Genomic DNA, 21,625 nt, shown 5'->3' with positions numbered 1-21,625 from the left:
CACCGATGGGCAGAGTCGTCGTCGCCGACGCCGATCCGGCGACGCTTGGTTTCAGCACCGCGCATTCCGACCGGTACGTCTACTCCAACTACTTCGTACCGGTCCGGCTCACGTTCGGCGGTGGCGAGACGCCCATCCTGCCGTTCTACGTCAAGCAGGCGCTGATCGAGGCGATCCGCTACGGCGGGCTCGACGGCGACCGGCTGCCCCACCTGCTCAAGCAACTCGGCCTCTACGACCTGTGGAAGGCCAACGAGATGGACGCCGCCACCGAGGCACTGCCCGGCGCCGACTCGGGCATGTCGTACCGGGAGCCGCCGGCGCGACGCCAGACGCTCCTCGGTGACCAGCAGGCGGAGTTCGTCGCCGGGCTGCTCCAGTCCGACGTGGGCATCGCGTTCCTCGACCGCACCCGGATCCGGCCGGTGGGCTTCGCGCTCGGCGAGCACGTCTACGCGCTGGCGCTCGCCCCCGGTGAGGAGGCGGTGCTGGAGCAGCGCACCTACACCAAGCGCGAGCTGACCCTGGAGGAGCAGAACGAGTCGGAACAGCAGACCGACGTCGAGCTGACCAGCGCGCTCACCACCGAACTCCAGGAGGGCTTCGAGCGGCAGAAGTCGCTCACCGACACCTGGGGGCTCAACGCGAGCCACACCGGCCAGTACACCAGCCCGACCGGCATCTGGGGCACCTTCAACGCCAGCCACACGATCGGCTTCGCCAGCAGCGTCACCGCGGCGAGCCAGGAGACGAGCCGCCGCGCGGTCAAGGACAGCCGGACCGCCACCTCGAAGGTCGCCGCGCGCTACCGCACCCAGCACAAGACCGACTTCAAGCTGGTCAGCGAGACTGGTACGGAGTCGGCCTCGAAGCGCACCGTCCGCAACCCGAACCGGGCCACGCCGATCACGCTGCACTACTTCAAGGTGCTGCAACGGCTGGAGCTGGCCCACGAGCGGTACGGCGCACGGGTCTGCTGGGCCCCCACGATCAAGGATCCGGCGTTCGCATTCGCCCAGAAGATCGTTGACGGGCGGCAGCGGATCCGCGACAACGCGGTCGCCGCACTGCCCCCGATGCCGGTGAAGCCGGAGCGCCCGCCGCGTGGCGCGCCCGCAGCGGTGGAGACGCGCGTCGTGTACTCCCCCGTGGTCACGCTCGACAAGTGGGGATTCACGGGTGACATGAGCGCGGACTACGACGTCGACGTCCCCGTCGACGCCGGCTGGGAGTGGGACGGCAACGTCGACACGATCCGGCAGAACCTCACGCTGATCACCCGCCGCCCGCCGGACGCGATCGCCGCCCGGGTGGTGGGCGTGCCGGTGGTCACCGAGGCGGACGGACGGCCGGTGCTGCGCGTACGCGTGCACGTCGGCGCCCGGAGCTGGCTGGCGGGTCCGGGCGCGGACGTGCAGCTCGCCGCCGGGTTCCGGCGTACCCCGACCGTGGTGGACCAGACCGCCGATGACGCGGCGTACAACGCGCTGGTCGCCGGCTACCTGACCGACCTTCAGGAGTGGCAGGACCGGCGCGACGCAGCGCTGGCGGCGGCCCAGACGGCGGGGGACGAGTTCGAGGCGCGGCTACGGGCCGGCTTCTCGCCGGTCAACGAGATGGTCTCGCAGATCGTGGAGGCGCACTTCCCGGCCAGCGTGCGGGACGAGGCGTGGGAGATCGACTTCTGGCACCGGGTCTTCGACTGGGAGCGCGCGTCGTTCGTGTCGTACCCCGGGTGGTGGTCCGGCGGTGACGCCCGCGCCCCGGAGCGCGATCCTGGCGACTTCGTCAACGCCAGCTGGGCGAAGCTCTACCTGCCGGTGCGGGCCGGCATGGAGCTGACCGCGCTGCGGTGGATCTTCGGCAAGGTGGTGGCGACCAGCCTCGCGCCGCAGGTGGAGCACGAGCTGAAGGCATTCGTGGACGAGCTGACGGCGTACCGGACCGGCCACCTCGGCACCGGCGACGAGATGCCCGAGCTGGCCACCGAGTGCCAGGACGTGCCGGAGCGGGTGTACTGCCTGGCGAAGTGGACCGAGTTGATGCCCACCGACGGCACTCACCTGGAGGTGGTGCAGGGCGCCACCACTGCCGCCGACGCGGTGACCGCCAAGGAGATCAGCGACGCGGAGGAGCTGCGGGCGGCGCTGCTCGACGGCGAGGTGCAGACCAACCGGCTCCGGACCAGGGCGTACGACCAGATGACCGAGCCGGCCGACGTCGGCATCCATCTCGGCACGCCGTCCGGGAGCGGCCCGGCCGTCTGAGCCACTCGTCCACCCCGACCCATCGCCTGACCAGGGGATCGGGGTGGACGAATTCTGGCAAAGTCTGAACTTTCGATTCGTGGCCTAGATGGGCAAAAAGGCGCATAATTGATCCCTTACGGTCGCTCCCTCGGGACGACGACGACGCCGGCCGGCGAACCGTCCAAAAAGAACCGTCTCCCCACCGGTGGGTCGATGGTGCTGGATCCCCAGAGGCACTAAGTTGGCCGTCGCCGCTGTGCTCGGCCGGCGCATTCACGAACCTAAGGAACACTCATGACAACCGCACCCTTGCGCCAGGATGAGCCCCCGGTCTCGCTGGTCAGGGTCCGCGCGGAGCCGCTCGACCGGCTCTCCGCCGCGGACATCTCCCCCATCGTGCGCCGGGTGATGGCGGCTCACCTCGATCAGAGCAAGGTTCCGGCGGCCAAGTTCGCGTCGTTCATCTGATCCGCGATGACCCCGGAGCCCGCCCGCGCGGCGCTCACCGAGTTCGTCCTCAAGGTGCACGCCAGGTGTGACCTGGCGTGCGACCACTGCTACGTCTACGAGCACGCCGACCAGAGCTGGCGCCGCCGTCCGGTGCGGATGACGCCGGACGTGCTCCGGGCCGCGGCCGGACGGATCGCCGAGCATGCGGCGGCCCACGAGCTGCCGGACGTCACAGTCGTCCTGCACGGCGGGGAGCCGCTGCTGCTCGGCCCCGACGGGCTGGGCCAGGTGCTCGCCGAACTGCGGCGCGTCATCGGCCCGGTCACCCGGCTCCGGATCGGCATGCAGACGAACGGCGTGCTGCTCTCCGAGCGGTTCTGCGACCTGCTCGCCGAACACGACGTCGCGGTCGGTGTCTCGCTCGACGGCGACCGGGCCGCGAACGACAGGCACCGGCGCTTCCGCTCCGGCGCCAGCAGCTACGACCAGGTGCTGCGCGCGCTCGCCCTGCTGCGCCGCCCGGCGTACCGGCGGCTCTGGTCGGGTCTGCTCTGCACCGTGGACGTGCGCAGCGATCCGGTCGCCGTGTATGAGGCGCTGCTCGCCCAGGAGCCGCCCCGGATCGACTTCCTGCTCCCGCACGCCACCTGGGACAACCCGCCGTGGCGGCCGGCCGCCGGGGACACCGCGTACGCCCGCTGGCTGCGCGCCGTCCACGACCGCTGGCGCGCGGACGGCCGCCCGGTCCCGGTGCGCCTGTTCGACTCGCTCCTGTCCACCGCCCGCGGCGGACCCAGCGGCACGGAATGGCTGGGCCTCGACCCGGTCGACCTGGCCGTGATCGAGACGGACGGCGAATGGGAGCAGGCCGACTCGCTCAAGACCGCGTACGACGGCGCGCCTGCTACCGGCATGACCGTCATCTCGCACGCGGCCGACGCCGTGGCGGCCAGCCCGCTCCTGGCCCGCCGCCGCTCCGGCCGGGCCGGTCTCAGCGACGAGTGCCGGCGGTGCCCGGTGGTCGACCAGTGCGGCGGCGGACTCTTCGCCCACCGGTACGGCGCCGGGCACTTCGACCATCCGAGTGTCTACTGCGCCGATCTGAAAGAGCTGATCGTGCACGTGAACGAGAACCCACCGGAACCCGTCCGGCTCGACGCCGGCCTGCCCGACGACTTCATCGACCGCCTCGCGGCGCCGACCGGCGACCGGGTCGCCATCGGCCGGCTCGTGGAGGCACAGATCGCCATCGTCCGCGCGCTGCTCGCCGAGGTGGCCGACCGCCTGCCGGCCGGCGGGGCCGGAGCCGACGGCTGGGAGGCGCTGACCGCCCTCGACCGTGGTGCGCCGGAATCAGTCGCCCGAATCGCGGCCCACCCGTACGTGCGGGCGTGGGCTGTCGACTGCCTCGCCGGCACCGGCACCGGCGCCCGCCAGGGGCCCGACTACCTGAGCGCGATCGCCGCCGCCGCCGCGCTCGCCGCCGGCGTTCCGGTACGCCTCGCCGTGCCGGTACGAGGCGGTCGCCTGCACCTGCCGACGGTGGGCACCGTCCTGCTGCCCGAGACGGCCGACGGCACCGCGCGGGTGGAGATCGACCCGGGCTCGCTGCGGGTGCGGGCCGGGGACGTGACGGTGGCCGTGAGTCCGGGCGCGGCGGGCGGGCCCCGCTGGTGGCCGACCCGCCGTCTCGTCGCGCCGGACGTGTCGGTGCTGCTGGAGGACGGCGACCCGCACCGCGACTGCCACCGGCTGCCCGCCGGTGACCGGGTCGACGACGCGGGCGCCGCGCGCTGGACGGAGACGTTCGCGGCGGCGTGGCAGGTGATCCGGGACGAGGTGCCGGGCCACGCCGAGGAACTGCGTACCGGGCTGCGGGCGGTGGTGCCGTTGCGGCGCAGCGGCGACGGGGTCAGCGAGGCGTCGACCGCCCGGCAGGCGTTCGGCGGCGTCGCGGCCACGGAGACCGACGCCGGGTCGCTGGCGGTGCTGCTCGTGCACGAGTTCCAGCACAGCAAGATGAACGCGCTGCTGGACGTCTGCGACCTGGTCGACGGCACCCGGCCGATCGACATCACGGTGGGCTGGCGGCCCGACCCGCGGCCGGCGGAGGCCGTCCTGCACGGCATCTACGCGCACGCGGCGGTGGCCGACATCTGGCGCGTCCGGGCGGACCGCCAGGTCGACGGCGCGCAGGCGGTCTACCGGCAGTACCGGGACTGGACGGCCGAGGCGATCGGCGCGCTGCAACGGGCGGACGCGCTCACCCCGGCCGGCTCACGGCTGGTCCGGCAGGTGGCCCGCTCGATGTCCGGATGGCCGTCGTGACCACCGCCGTCCCGGCCGCGTACCAGGTCGACACGCTCGCCGCCGACCTGCGGGCGCTCGGGCTCGGCAGCGGTGACGTCGTGCTCGTGCACTGCTCCCTGCGTGCCCTCGGACCGGTGGCCGGCGGGCCGGCCACCCTGGCTGCGGCGCTGCGGGCCGCCGTCGGTCCGTCCGGCACCGTCGTGGTCCCGGCGCAGACCCCGGACAACTCGGTGAGCAGCCCCGCGTACCACGCGGCGACCGTCGGGCTGACCGACGAGGAACGCCTGGCGTACGAAGACCGGATGCCCGGCTTCGACCCGGCCGTCACACCGTCGTTCGGGGTCGGCTCGTTCGCCGAGCACGTACGCCGCCTGCCCGGCGCGGTCCGCAGCCGGCACCCGCAGACGTCGTTCAGCGCGTGGGGACCGCTGGCGGAGGATCTGATGCGCGTCCACGACCTGGACTCCCACCTCGGGGAGCGGTCCCCGCTCGCCGCCCTGGAGGCCGCCGGTGCCCGGACGCTGCTACTCGGTGTCGGTTATGCGACATGCACCGCGCTGCACCTCGCCGAGTACCGGTTGCGCCGCCCGGCGCCGCGTCGTCCGTACCGCTGCTACGTGGTGCGCGACGGCCGCCGGGAACGGCTCGACTTCGAGGCGCCGCACCTGGATGCGGCCCCTTTTCCCGCAATCGGCGCGGAACTCGACCGGGCGGCGTTCACCCGGCACGGGACGGTCGGCGACGCCCCGGCCCGGCTGCTGCCGATATCCGACGCGGTACGCACCGCCGTCGCCTGGATGGACACCCACATCGGACGGTGAGGGCCTGGTAACCCGAGCGCAACCTCTCTACCCTGATCGATAGACGCCGTATCGTGTCGACTGGGGAGCAGCGCGTGATCATTGACGGTTGGGGGTCAGGCGCTCTTCCCGTGGAACGGTCGTGTCGTCGTGACCTCTGAGCGGCCCGCGCTGCCGGGCCCGCCCTATTTCTTCCTCAGCTACGTTCCCCCACCGACACACAACGACCGCACCCTGGGCGACCACTGGGTCCGCCGCTTCTACCACGATCTCAACCTGGCGATCGACGGCCGGCCCGGCGACCGGTTACGCCGGCAGGGCTTCGCCGACTTCATGGTGCGACCGCCGGAGGCCCGGACGGAACGAAAACGCATCGCGCTGGCCGAGGCCGAGGTGTTCGTCCCGCTGTACTCACCGGCCTACCTCAACCGGAACGACTCGCGCCGGGAGCGGGAGTGGTTCCGGCAACGGCTCATCCGGGCCGGCCGGCCGCCCGACGGCGACAACATCCTCCCGGTCCTGTGGATCCCGTCGCCGGCCTCCGTCCACGCACCGGACCAGGCGCGCGCTGTGGCGATGGCCGCCGACGTGGACGCGTACGCCGCCAACGGGATGAGCGCGCTCTGCCGGCTCCAGAAGTTCCAGCATGCCTACAAGGAGGTGCTGGGCCGGCTCGCCCAGCACATCGTCGACACCGCCGAGCAGACGCCGCTGCAACCGGCCGAGCCGCCGACCGGCCCGACCGACCTGCCGTCGTCCCCGACCAGCGAGGTGCCGTTCCGGGCGGTGGTGATCGCACCCGAGCAGCCGGGGGACCCGGGCCGGCTCAACGGACGCTCCGACACGCACGCCGGGCGGTGGCGCCCGTTCCGCGGCCGGCCGCCGGTGGTCGACGACGTGGCCGACGCGGTGCAACGGCTGCGAATGCCCATCGACGTTCGCGACTTCGTACCGGACGCCGGGCTGTTCCGGGCCTGTCCGGGCGTACTCATGATCGATCCTCGGGTGGTCGCGACGCCGGACGGCGCGGAGGCCGTCCAGGCCGCCGTCGACTGCCTGCACAGCTGGGTGGGCGTCGTGCTGATCAGCGAGGACGCCCGCCCCGGCCACCGCTCGCACGCGGCGGGACTGCTCGACCGGGCGGCGAGCATCCTCTCCGCCACGACGCGTCCGCTGATGATCACCGCGTGGGACGACTGGCGGACCGAGATCCACGATCTGGTCCGCCGGATGCGACGCCGATACCTGGAGGCGGGACCGAACTACCCACCGCCGGGACCACCCATCAACAAGCCCCGGCTCTGGGAGAACCCGCCGCCCGACGAGGGAGTGGACACATGACCCGACGTGAGGGACAGGTCGTCACCTTCTACTCCTACAAGGGCGGCACCGGCCGGACGATGGCGCTGGCCAACGTCGCCTGGATCCTCGCCGCGAACGGCAAGCGGGTGCTCGCCGTCGACTGGGATCTGGAGTCCCCCGGCCTGTCGCGCTTCTTCGCGCCGTTCATCGACCGGGACGCGCTGGAGAGCACCGGCGGGGTGATCGACCTGATCCGGGAGTACGAGTGGGCGACCACCACCAAGCAGGACAAGAGCGACGACCGCTGGCACGAGCAGTACGCCCGGGTGCACAAGTACTCGTTCTCGCTGAACTGGTCCAACTTCCCCGGTGACGGGACGCTCGACTTCCTCGGCGCCGGGCAGCAGAACAACGACTACGCGGGCGCGCTCGCCGGGATGAACTGGGACGAGTTCTACGAGCGGCAGGGCGGCGGCTACTTCTTCGACGCGCTGCGCGCCGACATGAAGCGCAACTACGACTACGTGCTCATCGACAGCCGTACTGGGTTCTCCGACGTCGCCGACATCTGCACCATCCAGCTGCCGGACGTGCTCGTCACCTGTTTCACCCTCAGCGAGCAGGGCATCACCGGCGCCGCGAAGGTGGCACGGCTGGTCGAGCACCGGTACGGGTCGCGGCGGATCCGGGTGCTGCCGGTGCCGATGCGTATCGACCCGGCGGAGAAGGTCAAGGCGGACACCGGGCGGGCCGTGGCGCGACAGCGTTTCAGCGGTCTGCCCAGCGGCATGAGCGAGGCCGAACGGGACCGGTACTGGGCCCGGATGCAGGTGCCCTACCAGGCGTTCTACGCGTACGAGGAACTCCTCGCCACGTTCGCCGACCAACCAGGCGTCAACGGGTCGCTGCTGTCCGCGTACGAGGCGCTGACGCGCGAGATCACCCGGGGCGAGGTGGAGTCGCTGCCGTCGATGAGCAGCGCGGTACGCGAACGGGTCAACGCCCGGTTCACCCGCACCTCCAACTCGGTGGAGAACGAGATCCTGCTCCGGCACGCCCCGTACGACAGGGTGTGGGCGGAGTGGATCGGCCACCTCCTGGTCTCGGCCGACGTGCGGGTGACCGACCCGTGGTTCACCGACGACGAGACGCCCCGGACGGCCCGGGAGCTGATCATCGTCTCCGAGGCGAACGCCACCGAGGAGGCGGTGCTCGCCGCGCCGGACCGCTCGCCCGACCAGGTGCCGCTCGTCGTCTACGTGGCCGACGTACGGCGCCTGGCCAACGTGCCGGTCGCGCACACGGTTTCGGTGGCCGGCCTGGAGGCCCGGACCGCAGCCACGCGGATCCTGCGCCTGGTCGGCCGGGAGGGGGTGCCGGCCGACCTGGAACTGCCGACCGGCCCCCGGTTCCCCGGCCGGGACAACACGGTCTTCGAGGTGCCGGGCCGCAACAAGCGCTTCACCGGCCGCGAGGCGGACCTGCGCGAGCTGCGGACGCTGCTGCGCAGCAGCCCGAAGGTGGTGCTCTCCGGCACCGGCCCGGTGGCGTTGCAGGGCATGGGCGGCATCGGCAAGAGCCAGCTCGCGCTGGAGTACGCCCACCGCTACCGCGCCGCGTACGACATGGTGTGGTGGATCGACGCCGACCAGGTGCCGTTCATCGAGTCTGCCATCGGCGACCTCGCGCCCTACCTGGGCGTGCCGTCGTCGGAGTCGAACCGGGAGAACGCCCGGCTGGTGCTGCAGGCGCTGCGCCGCACCGACCTCCGGTGGCTGCTGATCATGGACAACGCCGACGAGGTCGAGGGCGTCCTGCCGTACGTGCCGGACGGCAGGGGCCACGTCCTGATCACGTCCCGGAACCTGCAGTGGATCGAGCGGGCCACCACTGTGCAGGTCGACGTGTTCAAGCGCCCGGAGAGCATCCAGCACCTCACCGAGCGGGTGCCGACCATGCGCGTCGACCAGGCCGACCGGATCGCCGCCCTGCTCGGCGACCTGCCGATCGCTGTCACCGCCGCCGCGGCCTGGCTGGCCGACACCGGCCACTCGGTCGACAGCTACCTCACCGAGATCGCCAAGTTCGGTCCGGGCGCGGTGATGGAGCCGAACAGCAACGTGTCGGTGGAGGCCACCTGGGAGCTGTCGCTCAACCACCTGCGTACCCGGAACCCGGCGGCCTACCGCGTGTTGCAACTCTGCTCGGTGTTCGCGCCGGAGATCTCCGCCGACCTGGTCTACAGCGACGAGTTCGCCGAGGCGCTCGTGCCGTTCCACCCGCAGGCCAAGGAGCGGCTGGTCCGCCAGCAGTTGGTGCAGCAGGCCAACCGGCTCGCGCTGGTCCGGGTCGACCTGCGGGCCGAGAACCCGTCCGGCGGTGACCGGGGCCGCGGTGGGCTGGTACTCATGCACCGGCTGCTCCAGCACGCCGTCCGGTCCCGGATGACCGAGGAGGAACTCGACGAGGCGCGCCGCCAGGTCCACCTGGTGCTCGCCGCCGCCCGGCCCGAGGGCGAGGTGGACGACCCCGACGGCTGGCCCCGGTTCCGGGTCATCTGGCCGCACCTGGAGGCGTCGAAGGCGCCGCTGAGCCGCCGGGTGGAGGTGCGGGCGTTGATGATCGACCGGGTCCGCTACCTCCAGTTGCGCGGCGACCTGGAGACCGGCCGGCGGCTCGGGGAGGAGGTCGCGCAGACCTGGGAGCAGATGCTCGCCGACGAGACCGACCCGCGGGCGCGCGACGACCTGCGCCGGCAGTTGCTGCACCTCCAGTTCAACCTCGCCAACGTCCTCTCCTTCCTCGGGCAGTTCACCGAGTCCCGGGCGCTGGACGAGGAGGTGCTGGCGGCCCAGCGGGAACTGCTCGGCGAGGACCACCCGCACACGCTGATGACCGCCGGCGGGCTGGCCCGCGACCTGCGCGGCATGGGCATGTACAACGAGGCGCTGCGCCTCGACGAGATCACGTTCAACGCGTGGAAGCGGAACTTCACCGAGGAGCACCCCCGTACGCTCGCCGCGCTGAACAACCTCGCCGCCACCCAGCGCCTGATGGGCGACTTCCGGGAAGCCCGCAAGAACGACGAGATGGTGCTGGCCGGGCGCCGCGCGATCCTCGGGGAGAACCACCCGGACACGCTCGCCTCGTCCGCGTACGTGGGCATCGACATGCGCGACGCCGGCGACTACGAGCAGTCCATCGCCCGGCTCCGTGGCGTCCACCGGGACCTGCTGCAAACGGCCGGAGCCGAACACCTCATCACCCTGCGGACACAGACCAACCTGGCGGTGTCGCTGCGCTCGGCCGGGCACGCGGTCGAGGCGGGCAAGCTCCTCGAAGCCGCGTACGAGCTGCTGAACGAGCGGTTCGGGCCGGACAACCCGGAGACGCTCACCTGCCGGCTGAGCCTGTCCGTCAATCTGCTCACCGTCGACCTGTTCCAGCGCGCCAGCCGGGAACTGACCGAGGTGCACCGCGTCTACCAGCGCAACCTCGGCCCGGAGCACCCGCTGACGCTGGTCTGCATGGTCAACCTCGCCATGGTCGCCCGCCGCGCCGGGGACTTCGCCGAGGCCCGGCAACTCGCCGGCCGGTCCGCCGACGCGCTCGCCGACGTGCTGGGCAGCGATCACCCGTACCCGCTGTCCGGGTGGATGAACCAGGGCATCTGCATCGCCGAGCAGCCGGACCCGCCGGAGGGCCGGGAGGCGGCGGACCGGGAGGCGCTGAGGCTGTTGCGGCGCGCCCACGACGGCCTGACCCGGATGCTCGGCCGCGACCACCCGAACACGCTGCGCTCCCGGGCGAATCTGGTGGTGATGCAGGAGCGGATGGAGAGCGGGCGGCGGGCGGAACTGGAGGCGGTCATGCGTGAGCTGGCCTACCGGCTGGGCGAGAACCACCCGGCCGTCAAGACCGTCCGGGAGAACCAGTTGCAGCGGCGCATCATCGACCCGCATCCGATCTGACAGCGGCGCGCTCCACCGGGTCGGCCAGCCAGGCGAGGATCTCCGGCAGCACCTCGACCGCGCCGAAGTGCGCGCTGCGCGGCTGCACGTGCAGTTGCGCGCCGGGGATCTGCTCGGCCAGCCACCGGGTGTGGCTGGCCGGGGCGAAGTTGTCGTCGGCGCCGTGCCAGAGCCGGACCGGCATCCGGATGTCCGCCAGCGTGACGCCCCAGTCGGCGCGCAGCGCGAGGACGTCGTCGATCCAGCCGTGCGGCCCCTGGCGCAGCGCCTCGGCGTAGGCGTCGGTGAGCTGCCGGCGGATCGGCACCCCGGCCACCACCCGGCGGTCGGCCGCGGTCATCTGCTCGACCAGCAGCGCGAGCAGTGAGCCCGGGTCGTCCATCGTGCGCTCGGCCCGCAGCCGCAACTGCTCGGCGAGCACCGGCACGGCGCGCTCGGCGGCGCCGTAGTCCCGCACGTTGGCGTCGGTCATGCCGCCGAACCAGTCCAGTCCGGCCGCCCCCGCCGGGGCGAGGCCGACCAGGACGGCCGTGCGCCGTACCCGCTCCGGCAGCAACGCGGCGCAGGCCAGGGCGTGCGGGCCGCCGCCGGATCGGCCGACCACCGAGAACCCGTCCAGGCCGAGGTCGTCGGCGATGGCCGCGACGTCGGCGGCGGCGTCCGCGATGCGGCGGCCGGGCAGGCGGCTGGAGCCGCCGTAGCCCGGCCGGTCGTAGGAGATCAGGCGTACGCCGAGGCGGTGTAGCACGATCGAGCGTGGTCGCGGGCCGTTGCGGCTGCCCGGCGTGCCGTGCATCAGGAACACCGGCCAGCCGTGTTTCGCCCCGGCGATGTCGACCGCCAGGTTTCTCCTTCCCGTCCGGACGATGTGCTCACGATGCGGGGGCGAGTGTGCCAATCGGGGCCTCCGAACGGGTGGTGGCGGTGCGGGTGGCGCGGTCAGACCGCCTTGGCGGCCGGGATCTGGTCGGTCTGCTCGGGCTGGTCGGTCGCTGCGAGGACGCGCAGCGTGTCGAGGGCGGACGCCAGCGAGACCTCGGCCGGCGCCCGGTCGTGCGCCCGCAGGTAGTCCACGAGCAGCCGGCACAGGCTCGCCTCGTCGAGGAACTCGTCCGGCAGCCGGTGGGCGAGCAGCTCGGCCATCGTCCGGGGCGGGATCTTCCGCCAGGCCAGGTCGCCGTACTCGGTCAACGCCATGAGCAGCCACAGCGCGGTGCGGTTGTCGACCCGCGCGGCCGCGAACTGCTCGGCCATCTCGGCCGACACCACGCCGTCCTCCAGCGGCAGCTCCGCGAGCCGCCCCTCGATGTCGGCGAGCACCGCCCGCACCCGGGGCACGTACCGCCGGGGCAGCCGGCCGAGCCCGTGCCGCAGGATGAGCGCGTGCAGGACCGCGTGGTCGTCGGTCGTGCCGAGCGAGTCGACCAGCTCCGGGAACTCGTCGATCAGGTACGGACACGAGATGATCAGCTCCGGCGGCGCTGTCGGTGAGCTGGGCAACCGGCTCAGCGCCACCCGGGTCAGCCCGCACACCACCTCGCGGGGCAACTGCGCGCCGTCCTCGGCGAGGCATTCCAGCAGGACCGTGGCGCTGGTGCTGGACACCGCCTCCGGGAACTCGACGGCACGCGCCCACAGCCGCCGGTAGCTGCGCTCGTCGTACAGGATCAGCTGGTGCAGTGACGGCACCGGCCAGCGGCGGGTGGCCAGCTCCACCAGGTCGGCGTGGAACCGGCCCGCCTCGAAGCTGGTCGGCGCCTGGCCGCGCCACGTCCGCGCGCCGGCCTGCAACTGGCCGTAGGTGGTGACGTCGCCGAGCAGCCGGGCCTCCTCGGCCGCCACGTTCACCTTCTCCCCCCGCCGTTCCCGCCGCAGCCCGGCGACGATCCGGCCGTCGGCGTCCCGGCGCAGCCAACTGATCATCGCGAGCTGGCCCTTCTCGTCCAGGCCCGCCCGCCACAGCCGCACCGTGGACATCCAGGTCTCGTCGTCCATCAGGTCGCTGTGGCGCACCCCGTCCGGTGACACGAGCGCGGCCAGCGCGACCAGGTTCGCGGTGTACGCGGCGAGCAACCGCACCGGGTCGTACGGCGCGGGCCGGTAGCCGTCCACCCCGGCCAGGTTGGTCCGCTGCCGGGCCTCGGCCAGCAGGCCGGCGACCGTCTCCACGATCGAGTCCCGCTCCCCCGGGTGGCGGGAGGCGAGTTCCCGCGCGAAGCTGACCACCGCCTCCCGCTTGACCAGCGGCTGGTGCGAGAGCAGCGCCCGGAACTGGCCGGTGTCCAGCTGATACCCGAACCCGGCCGGGCTGCGGGTGTGCCGCCGCAGCTCGGCCAGGCTCCGCAGCGCCCCGATGACGTACTCGGCGATCAGGAAGTCGCCGATGGTGGCGTGCAGGAACTCGTACGTGCGCCGGGCGTCCTCGCCCTGCACGTCGTCCGGGCCGTACACCACGAAGAAGGCGGCGGTGACCAGTTGCTCCGGGCCGAGCACGTCGCCGAGTTCGAACCGGGAGCCGTCGCCGGCCCCGGGCCCGAAACAGCCGAGGTCGGCGCGGAGCGCGGCCCGGTTCACGAGTTCCCGGTTGCGGTTGAACATGGCGAACGCGGTGATCGCCAGGTCGCGCCGCAGTTGGTGTTCGCGGGCCTCCCGTTCGTGGTGCGGGAGGGCGGTCGGCGCCTTCTCGCTCACCTGCCGTCTGATGAACGCGGTGAGCAGGCCGGTGAACAGGTCGGACGGGGAGATGGCGGCGCCCGGACGGCGGTCGGCCCAGTGCTCGTTGTAGTAGATGGCGAGCAGCGTGAGCAGCAGCGGCTGGCGGGCCAGCTCGCCGTGCGACAGCAGCTCGCGGGCGGCGAGCCGGCGGTATCCGGGCCGGTCCTCGTTTGCCGCGTTGACGGCGGCCAGCCAGGCCGTCACCTGGGCGTCGGTCAGGTCCTCCAGCCGCACCAGCACGGTGCCCTGCGGCACGCTGGCGCGGTCCATCACCAGGATCCGGGACGTGATGATCGGGATGACGGAGTAGCCCAGGTCCCACTGGGCCTCCTGGAACTCGGCCACCCGGTCGATGTACTGGGAGTGGGCGGTGCCGGTGACCTGGACGAGCTCGTCGAACCCGTCGAAGATCACCACGACTGTGGTGTTCTCGGTGGCCCGCCGCAGATCCGCCCAGCGGATGCGCTCGTCCATCACCTGCTCGATCGCGGCCTCGATCTGTTCCGTCGGCGACGTGTCCCCGGACATCCGGCGCAGCGGCACCACTATCGCGGTGAACCGGCTCGCCGGCAGCCGGGCCGCGATGACCCGGGTCAGCAACGTCTTGCCGGCGCCCGGCTGGCCGAGGAGCAGCAGCGGACGGTGCAGGCTCGCCGGATCGGTCAGGTACTCGGAGAGGAAACCGACCAGGTCGCCCCGGCGCGGCTGGTCGTCCCACCAGCGCTCCCGCTCCGGCGACGTGTGCTTGCCGTACTCGGCGGCCCGGAAGTCCGGGCTGATGAACCCCTCCTCCACAGTGGGCAGGCGCAGGTGGAAGTCGACGTCCTTGATCCGTAGCAGCGGCTGCCGGAACACCGCGGCCAGCGAGCCGGTGAGCCGGTCGAGGGACTCGCGCAGCAGGTCGGGGCGGTCGGCCGAGGCCGGGCCGGACAGCTCGGCGAGATTGCGGTACAGCTGCGCCAGCGCGTCCAGCCGGGCCGAGACCTCGGTGGTCAGGTTCCGGTTGTCGATCAGGTTGTGCTCGATCGCCTGCCGGAGCATCCGGAACCCGAACTCGGGGAGGTCCGCGGCGAGGCGGTCGAAACGGTCCTCGTAGTGCCACATGGCCCGGCCCACCACCCGGGACCGCAGCGACGTGAGGTCGAGCCCGCGCCGCACCGACGGCCAGGCGGCGAGGCCCTCGCAGAACGCGATGGTGGCGTCGTAGAGCTTGACGTAGGCGGCCTCGACGTCCCGGCGGGTGTCGTCCATGCCGTGGACCGAGGAGGGCAACGGGAAGTACCCGCCGTCGATCTCCTTCGGCAGCGTGTGCTGGCGACGGTCGGCCGCCACCATGCCCACCTTTTCCGCGTCGGTCAGCTCCAGCCGGTCGAAACCCGGCCCGACCTCGTCCCGGAATCCGTCGAAGAACGCGGAGAGCGCCAGCACTGTGTGGCTGGCCTCCAGCAGCTCGTAATACGATTTCCCGCCGGTTGTGCGGATGCGGCCGGCCTGGTTTCCGGTGGCGTCCCGGACGAGTTGCATGAGCGCGTTCTTCGGGCCGAGCAGAGCGAGCGCCGTGCCCTGGGTGAGCGCCCCGGCGCCCAGAATCCCCGCGCTGACGACCTTGTCGGTCTCGGTGATGCGCGTGCTGCCCGGGGCCAGCAGCTTCAACGCATCTCGATAGCTGAGGCTCGAACGGCGCGGCATGCCGCCCCTTCCGCTGCTGGCGATCGGGATTCTTCAAGGATAGAAACTTCAGTGACGGAAAGCTATCGATTCCTCACCGGGCGGCTGCTTTACGACGACTTTTCCATTCATTCATCTCATTCATCTGCTAAATGCGGCCAAGGCGTCCGACCCCTATGCTCGAGCGGTGGACGACACACGGGTACGGCAGGCGTACGGGGCGGTCGCGGAGCTCTACATCGAACTGTTCGGCAGCACCGCCCATGTGCATCCGGACGACCTCGCCCTCATCGGGCGGCACCTGGCCGGCCGGACCGGCCCGGTGCTCGACCTGGGGTGCGGACCGGGGCACCTCACCGACCACCTCCGGTCGCTGGGCGTCGACGCCACCGGGATCGACATGGTTGCGGAGTTCGTCGCGCACGCGCGGGCTACCCATCCGGGCGGCGCGTACCGGCTCGGGTCGCTGGCCGACCTCGCCGTCCCCGACCACTCCGTCGACGGCATCCTCGCCTGGTACTCGCTGATCCACCTCCCGCCGCCGGATCTCGACGCGGTGCTGGCCGGGTTCCGCCGCGCGATCGTGCCGGGTGGACCGCTCGTGGCCGGCATCTTCGTCGGCGACGAGGTGAGCGCCTTCGACCACAAGGTCACGACCGCGTACCGCTGGCCGGTGGACGAGTTCTCCGCGCGGCTGCGGCAGGCCGGGTTCACCGAGGTCGAGCGCCTGACACGCCTGGACGACACCCACCGTCCGCACGCCGCCGTCGTCGCCGTCGCAACCGGGCCCTGAGCGTCCGCTTCTCCTGCGCGAAAAATGGCGGAGCGAACGGCGGCGACTGTGCCAAGATCGACACTCGGAGCCCGACCGACCGGAAGGACACCATGCCCGCGTACGTAATCGCCCACCTCCAGGACGCCGCCCCGCACCCGGACATCGCCGAGTACGTCGAGCGCCTTCCGGCAACCCTCGCCCCGTACGGCGGACGGTTCCTCGTGCACGCCACGCCGCACGAGGTGAAGGAGGGCGCCTGGCCCGGCGCGGTCGTGATGCTCGGCTTCCCGGGCATCACCGAGGCGCGCGCGTGGTGGGACTCGCCCGCCTACCAGGAGATCGCGCCGCTGCGCTCGCGGCACATCGAGGGCGACATCATCCTGGTCGAGGGCGTCCCCGACGACTACTCACCGACCGGCCTCGTGCAGGCGATCCGGGCGGCGCTGCCCTGAGCCGGACCGGCCGGCGCGCCCGGGACCTCGGGATCGTCGTCGGGTCGCTGCCCCCCGGACGCCACAACGCGATCACCGACGTCCCCGGCGTCCTGGTCGGTCACACCACAGTCGACAACGGTGGCGACCTGCACACCGGCGTCACAGCCGTCGTACCGGGCCGGCTCGGCCCTGGGCGGTGGACGATGCCGGCGGCCGTGTTCTCCGGCAACGGGCACGGGAAACTCGTCGGCTCGACCCAGGTGGACGAACTCGGCGTACTGGAATCCCCCGTGGTCCTGACCGCGACGCTGTCGGTGTTCCGGGCGGCGGACGCGCTGCTCAGCTGGTTGATGGAGCGCCGGCCGGACGGGGTGTCGTTCAACCCCCTGGTCGGCGAGACGAACGACGGGCACCTGTCGGACATCCGCCGCCGCCCGATCACCGAGGACCACGTCCTGGCCGCCGTCGCCCAGGCGTCCGACGGGCCGACCGCCGAAGGCTGCGTCGGCGCCGGCGCCGGCACCACCGCCCTGGGCTTCAAGGCCGGCATCGGCACCTCGTCCCGGACCGTGCGGACCGCCGGCCGTACGGGGACGGTCGGCGCCCTGGTCCAGTCGAACTTCGGCGGCGTCCTCACCGTGCTCGGCGTGCCGATGCCGGCCGACGAACTGGTCCCCGCCGCCGACCGGACCGAGCCGCCCGGCAACTCGTGCATGATCGTGGTGGCCACCGACGTACCGGTGGACGCGCGACAGCTCGGGCGGCTCGCCCGCCGGGCGGTCTTCGCCATGGCCCGGGTCGGCGCGTCCTTCAGCAGCACCAGCGGCGACTACGCGATCGCGTTCACCACGTCGGATCAGCCGCCGATCCCGGACGGGGAGATCGACCCGGTGTTCGCGGCCGTGCTGGACGCCGTGGAGGAGGCGCTGCTGAATTCGCTGTTCACGGCGGTCACCACCACGGGCGTGGGCGGTCGTACCAGTCACGCGGTTCCGCACCGCGCCGTGATCGAGCGGCTGACGGCGGCCGGCCGGTTGCCCGCCCCTCCGCTGATTCCGGAATCACCGTCGGAAACGCGCTGATTGCTCGCAACTCGGCGCTGCCCGCCCCGCCGCGGCGGCTACGGTTGGCGCTGCCGGAGGGTCCGGCCGAGGAGGCGTCGAACTGGCCGTGGACGGCTATGGCGTGCAGGTCACGCTCGTGTTCGTGTTGGTGTTGGTGAACGCGGTGTTCGCGGGCAGCGAGATGGCGTTGGTGTCGCTGCGGGAGAGCCAACTGCAGCGCCTGGAGCGGACCTCCCGGGGCGGCCGGGTGCTGGCGAAGCTGGCGCGGGATCCGAACCGATTCCTGGCCACCATTCAGATCGGCATCACGCTGGCCGGTTTCCTCGCCTCGGCCGCCGCCGCGGTGTCCCTCGCGGCGCCGCTGGTGGGCCCACTGGGATTCCTCGGGTCTGCCGCCGAGCCGGTCTCGGTCGTCGTCGTCACGATCATCCTGACCTTCGTCACCCTGGTGCTCGGTGAGCTGGCGCCCAAGCGGATCGCGATGCAGCGCGCGGAGGGCTGGGCACTGCTGGTGGCCCGCCCGATCGACGCGCTGTCGACGTTCTCCCGCCCCGCGGTGTGGCTCCTGAGCAGGTCGAGCGACGCCGTCGTACGCCTGGCCGGCGGCGACCCCCGGGCCCGCCGGGAGGAGGTCACCACCGAGGAGCTGCGGGACATGGTCGCCGCGCAGCGCAACCTCACCCCGGAACACCGCACGATCATCTCGGGCGCGTTCGAGGTGGCCGAACGGATCCTGCGGGAGATCCTCGTCCCGCGCCGCGACGTCGTCACCCTGTCGGCGGAGCTGTCCGCGCCGCAGGCGCTGCGCGAGCTGGGCAAGTCGGGGCAGACACGCGCACCTGTCGTGGGCCGCGGCGGACTGGACGACACCGTCGGCGTGGTGCACATGCGGGACCTCCTCGACCAGGAAGGGCCGGTCGCCGACCACGCCAGCCCGGCGGTGTACCTGCCGGAGACGCTGAAGGTGACCGAGGCGATCCGGGAGCTGCGCGCCCAACGGCAGCAGTTCGCCCTCGTGGTCGACGAGCGCGGGTCCATCGACGGCATCGTCACGATGGAGGACCTGGTCGAGGAGATCGTCGGGGAGATCTACGACGAGACCGACCGGGACGTGCAGGCCGTCGTACGGGAGGCGGACGGCGCGCTGCTGATGCCCGGCGGGTTCCCGCTGCACGACCTGGTCGACGTGGGCATCGACCTCGACGAGGCCACGCTGGAGGCCGGGGACTACACCACGGTGGCCGGCCTGGTCCTGGCGCATCTCGGCCACATCCCGAAGGCCCCCGGCGAGACGATCGAGCTGCCCGGCCTGACCGCCGAGGTGGCGGAGGTGACGGGCCGGGCCATCACCCGGGTACGCCTGCGGACGCCGCCGACGCGCGGCGAGCCGGGCTCCTGAGTCCGGCCGTACTAGTCAGCCCGGCTCGGCGTCGAAGGTCCGGCGGGCCTGTTCGATCTGGGGCAGGTGCGCGTCGGCCCAGTCGAGCAGGACGTCGATCGGGGCACGCAGGGTCTTGCCCAGCCGCGTGATCCGGTACTCGACCGCGACCGGACGGGTCGCCACCACGTGGCGTTCGACGATGCCGTTGCGTTCGAGCCGTCGCAGCGTCGCCGTGAGCGACTTCTGTGTCACCGCCGGGATCGCGCGGCGCAGTTCGTTGAATCGGCACGGCCGCTCGCACAGCTCGTTGAGGACGCTCAGCGACCACTTGTCCAGCACCTGATCGAGCAGCTCGCGGTGCGGCGCGTCGATGCGCAGCTCGTCGGCGCGAACGCCTGCGGTATCGCCCATGAAACCAGGTCTCCTTGAAGTGTCCTTCGTCAACTAGGTATCAATGGTAAACCTAGCTTGGTTCGTGAAGGAGAAACGATGTCTGTCACCCGCTTCAGCCCCGCCGGTCTTCAGCCGCACACGCCGTACCACCACGTGGCGGTGGGCACCGGCACCCGTCACATCCACGTCAGCGGTCAGGTCGCCCGGCTCGGCGACGGCTCACCCGTCGCACCTGGGGACCTGGCCGGGCAGGTCGCTCAGGTGCTACGCAACACGGGGCGCGCCCTTGCCGGAGCCGACGCCTCGTTCCAGGACGTGGTCCGGCTGACCTTCTACGTCACCGACTGGACGCCCGACAAGATCGGGCCGTTCATGGCCGGGATCGAGTCGGTCGTCGAGGAACTCGGCCTGCCGTGGCCGCTTCCGCCGGCATCCCTGATCGGGGTCGACCACCTGTTCGAGCCCGACGTGCTCGTGGAACTGGAGGCAACTGCCGTCTCGCAGAACGGTGACTTCCTGGGCCAACTCGACCGAGCTGGTGTTCGCCGCCGTGCTGGGCGCGGTCGAGGAGAGTCACTGGTGAGCTCGAACGTCCTGTTGGTCGTCGACGCGGCCGGGCATCCGCGAGCCCGGCTGCGCCGACACCGATCCGCTGCCGACCGCCCGTTCGGTTCGCACAGCCGGAGGGCGCGCCGATCAGGCCCACTGTCGTCACTCTGAGTGACCACGCCGATAAGGATATCGCGGTGGCTGCCGTTACCGTTACGAGACCGGGACAACGTTGCCGGTCGAATGTGGACTCCCTAACCTCGACCACGACGAGGGAAATTAAACGTCATCTTTATGACGCGATGACCGCCGATGCCGGTCGGCAGCCGTTTCGGCGTAATGCCACCCGGGGCTGACCGCAGTCCATGCTCACCCAAAGTGAGGGAGGTTGTGGTGAAACCAGTTCCCGAGGCCTCTCCCCAGATCATCGGCGCGGCCGAGGCACGGACCGGAACCGAGTGTCCGGAACCGAGGGCGGAGGGCGGCCGGTACCTGGTGACCGGCGGGCTCGGATTCGTCGGCAGTCACCTCGTACGGCACCTGCTCGCACTCGGCGTCCAGGTCACCGTGTTGGACAGCGACCGCACCTCGACGCGCGCCGACCGATTGCGTGCCGGCGTGCCTGCCGGCTCGGTGGCACGGCTGAGGATCGTGGCCGGTGACGTCCGGCGTCCGGAGGACCTGCACGATGCGCTCGCCGACGGCCCCTTCCGCGCGGTGTTCCACCTGGCGGCGTACTCGGTGATCGAACGGGCCGCGCAGGATCCGACCGGTGCCATCGCGACGAACGCGATCGGCACTGTCAACTTGCTCGACGCGCTGCGGCGCGCGCCGTCCGCCCTGCCCGACGCGGTGGTCATCGCCAGCACCGACAAGGTGTACGGGGAGATGGAGGGGAGCCGGTACACCGAGCAGAGCGCACTGCGGGGGATCGGCATCTACGACGCCGCGAAGCTCGCGGGTGACGTCATGGGGCAGGCGTTCCATCAGTCCTTCGGCGTCCCCACCGTCGTCCTCCGCCTGTGCAACGTGTTCGGCCCGGACGACCGGAACAGCCGCTATCGGCTTGTCCCTCGCTCGCTGTCCCTGATCTTCGACCCCGCCGGCCCACTCCCGCCGGAGTTGTACTTCGAATCGATCGGGCATTGGCGGGACTACATCTACGTCGACGACGTGGTGACCGCGTTGCTGCTCGCCGCGGGTCACCCCGCCTGCCGGGGTGAAGTGTTCAACGTGGCGGGCTGCGTCAACCTCAGCACCCCGGAGGTGCTGCGCCGGGTCGTCGAGGCCGCTGCCGAGTACGAACGCCGCCTCGACCCGGAGCGCGCCGAGCGGATCATGGCCAACGGGTTCCGGGTGGTGGTCCGTGGCCAGACGCCCGGGGTGACCACGATCAGCCGCCAGCACCTCGACGGCACGAAGTTCGCTCAGACCACCTCCTTTCGGGCCCGGACCGACTTCGACCACGGGCTGCGGGTGACCGTCCGGGCGGCCCGGGCGGGGTACCTCGACCCGACCGCCGACCCGGTGCTCGCCGGCACGACGCGATGACCGCACCACTCCC

General features: G+C 71.8%; 15 protein-coding genes. 12 read left to right on the top strand and 3 right to left on the bottom strand.

Features of this window, described 5'->3' with window-relative positions; translation table 11 throughout:
* Nucleotides 1-5: 5 nt before the first annotated feature.
* The 6 genes from AMK25_RS30055 to fxsT all read left to right on the top strand — a co-directional run bounded on the left by AMK25_RS30055 (nucleotide 6) and on the right by fxsT (nucleotide 11,082).
* Nucleotides 6-2,267: a hypothetical protein gene (locus AMK25_RS30055; protein ID WP_073831732.1), complete on the top strand. Its 2,262-nt coding sequence runs from the start codon at nucleotides 6-8 to the stop codon at nucleotides 2,265-2,267.
* Nucleotides 2,268-2,543: 276 nt separating this feature from the next.
* Nucleotides 2,544-2,717, top strand: a complete 174-nt coding sequence (locus AMK25_RS32520; RefSeq protein ID WP_198937717.1) for a hypothetical protein — start codon at nucleotides 2,544-2,546, stop codon at nucleotides 2,715-2,717.
* Between the two features lie 6 nt (nucleotides 2,718-2,723).
* On the top strand, nucleotides 2,724-5,027 hold the full coding sequence (locus AMK25_RS30050) for an FxsB family cyclophane-forming radical SAM/SPASM peptide maturase (protein ID WP_073831731.1): 2,304 nt from the start codon (nucleotides 2,724-2,726) through the stop codon (nucleotides 5,025-5,027).
* Nucleotides 5,015-5,830 (top strand): aminoglycoside N(3)-acetyltransferase, encoded by an 816-nt coding sequence (locus AMK25_RS30045; RefSeq protein ID WP_073831730.1) that lies wholly within the window; start codon nucleotides 5,015-5,017, stop codon nucleotides 5,828-5,830. Before AMK25_RS30050 ends, AMK25_RS30045 begins: the two co-directional genes overlap by 13 nt.
* Nucleotides 5,831-5,959: 129 nt before the next feature.
* The gene (locus AMK25_RS30040; protein ID WP_073831729.1) at nucleotides 5,960-7,150 is read left to right on the top strand and encodes a TIR-like protein FxsC; all 1,191 of its coding nucleotides are present in this window, start codon (nucleotides 5,960-5,962) and stop codon (nucleotides 7,148-7,150) included.
* Nucleotides 7,147-11,082, top strand: coding sequence for an FxSxx-COOH system tetratricopeptide repeat protein (fxsT, locus tag AMK25_RS30035; RefSeq protein ID WP_073831728.1), 3,936 nt, complete (start codon nucleotides 7,147-7,149; stop codon nucleotides 11,080-11,082). Before AMK25_RS30040 ends, fxsT begins: the two co-directional genes overlap by 4 nt.
* Here fxsT and AMK25_RS30030 read toward each other — a convergent pair.
* Nucleotides 11,060-11,980: an alpha/beta fold hydrolase gene (locus AMK25_RS30030; RefSeq protein ID WP_073831727.1), complete on the bottom strand. Its 921-nt coding sequence runs from the start codon at nucleotides 11,978-11,980 to the stop codon at nucleotides 11,060-11,062. The genes fxsT and AMK25_RS30030 overlap by 23 nt on opposite strands.
* Nucleotides 11,981-12,021: 41 nt before the next feature.
* Nucleotides 12,022-15,486 (bottom strand): NACHT domain-containing protein, encoded by a 3,465-nt coding sequence (locus tag AMK25_RS30025; protein ID WP_073831726.1) that lies wholly within the window; start codon nucleotides 15,484-15,486, stop codon nucleotides 12,022-12,024.
* A 166-nt stretch (nucleotides 15,487-15,652) separates the two neighbouring features.
* On the opposite strand from AMK25_RS30025, the gene AMK25_RS30020 reads away from it, so the two are divergent.
* The 4 genes from AMK25_RS30020 to AMK25_RS30005 all read left to right on the top strand — a co-directional run bounded on the left by AMK25_RS30020 (nucleotide 15,653) and on the right by AMK25_RS30005 (nucleotide 19,137).
* Nucleotides 15,653-16,258, top strand: a complete 606-nt coding sequence (locus tag AMK25_RS30020) for a class I SAM-dependent DNA methyltransferase (RefSeq protein WP_073831725.1) — start codon at nucleotides 15,653-15,655, stop codon at nucleotides 16,256-16,258.
* Nucleotides 16,259-16,350: 92 nt separating this feature from the next.
* The gene (locus AMK25_RS30015) at nucleotides 16,351-16,692 is read left to right on the top strand and encodes a DUF1330 domain-containing protein (protein WP_073831724.1); all 342 of its coding nucleotides are present in this window, start codon (nucleotides 16,351-16,353) and stop codon (nucleotides 16,690-16,692) included.
* Nucleotides 16,689-17,756 carry a P1 family peptidase gene (locus AMK25_RS30010; RefSeq protein ID WP_241826563.1) on the top strand — a complete coding sequence of 356 codons (1,068 nt, stop codon included), beginning with the start codon at nucleotides 16,689-16,691 and terminating at the stop codon, nucleotides 17,754-17,756. Before AMK25_RS30015 ends, AMK25_RS30010 begins: the two co-directional genes overlap by 4 nt.
* A gap of 88 nt (nucleotides 17,757-17,844) precedes the next feature.
* Entirely contained in the window at nucleotides 17,845-19,137 is a 1,293-nt protein-coding gene (locus tag AMK25_RS30005) for a hemolysin family protein (RefSeq protein WP_073831723.1), read from the top strand.
* Between the two features lie 15 nt (nucleotides 19,138-19,152).
* On the opposite strand, the gene AMK25_RS30000 is transcribed toward AMK25_RS30005, so the two are convergent.
* Nucleotides 19,153-19,530: a winged helix-turn-helix transcriptional regulator gene (locus AMK25_RS30000; RefSeq protein ID WP_073831722.1), complete on the bottom strand. Its 378-nt coding sequence runs from the start codon at nucleotides 19,528-19,530 to the stop codon at nucleotides 19,153-19,155.
* A gap of 78 nt (nucleotides 19,531-19,608) precedes the next feature.
* Here AMK25_RS30000 and AMK25_RS29995 point away from each other — a divergent pair, with 78 nt between their 5' ends.
* Nucleotides 19,609-20,232: a RidA family protein gene (locus tag AMK25_RS29995; RefSeq protein ID WP_241826560.1), complete on the top strand. Its 624-nt coding sequence runs from the start codon at nucleotides 19,609-19,611 to the stop codon at nucleotides 20,230-20,232.
* A 222-nt stretch (nucleotides 20,233-20,454) separates the two neighbouring features.
* The gene (locus tag AMK25_RS29990; RefSeq protein WP_158070686.1) at nucleotides 20,455-21,612 is read left to right on the top strand and encodes an NAD-dependent epimerase/dehydratase family protein; all 1,158 of its coding nucleotides are present in this window, start codon (nucleotides 20,455-20,457) and stop codon (nucleotides 21,610-21,612) included.
* The last annotated feature ends 13 nt before the right edge of the window (nucleotides 21,613-21,625 follow it).

It is taken from the genome of Micromonospora sp. TSRI0369 (assembly GCF_001905625.1).
GTDB lineage: Bacteria > Actinomycetota > Actinomycetes > Mycobacteriales > Micromonosporaceae > Micromonospora > Micromonospora echinospora_A.
Note: the sequence above shows the minus strand (reverse complement) of the source record. Positions and strands in the feature narration are given on the sequence as shown.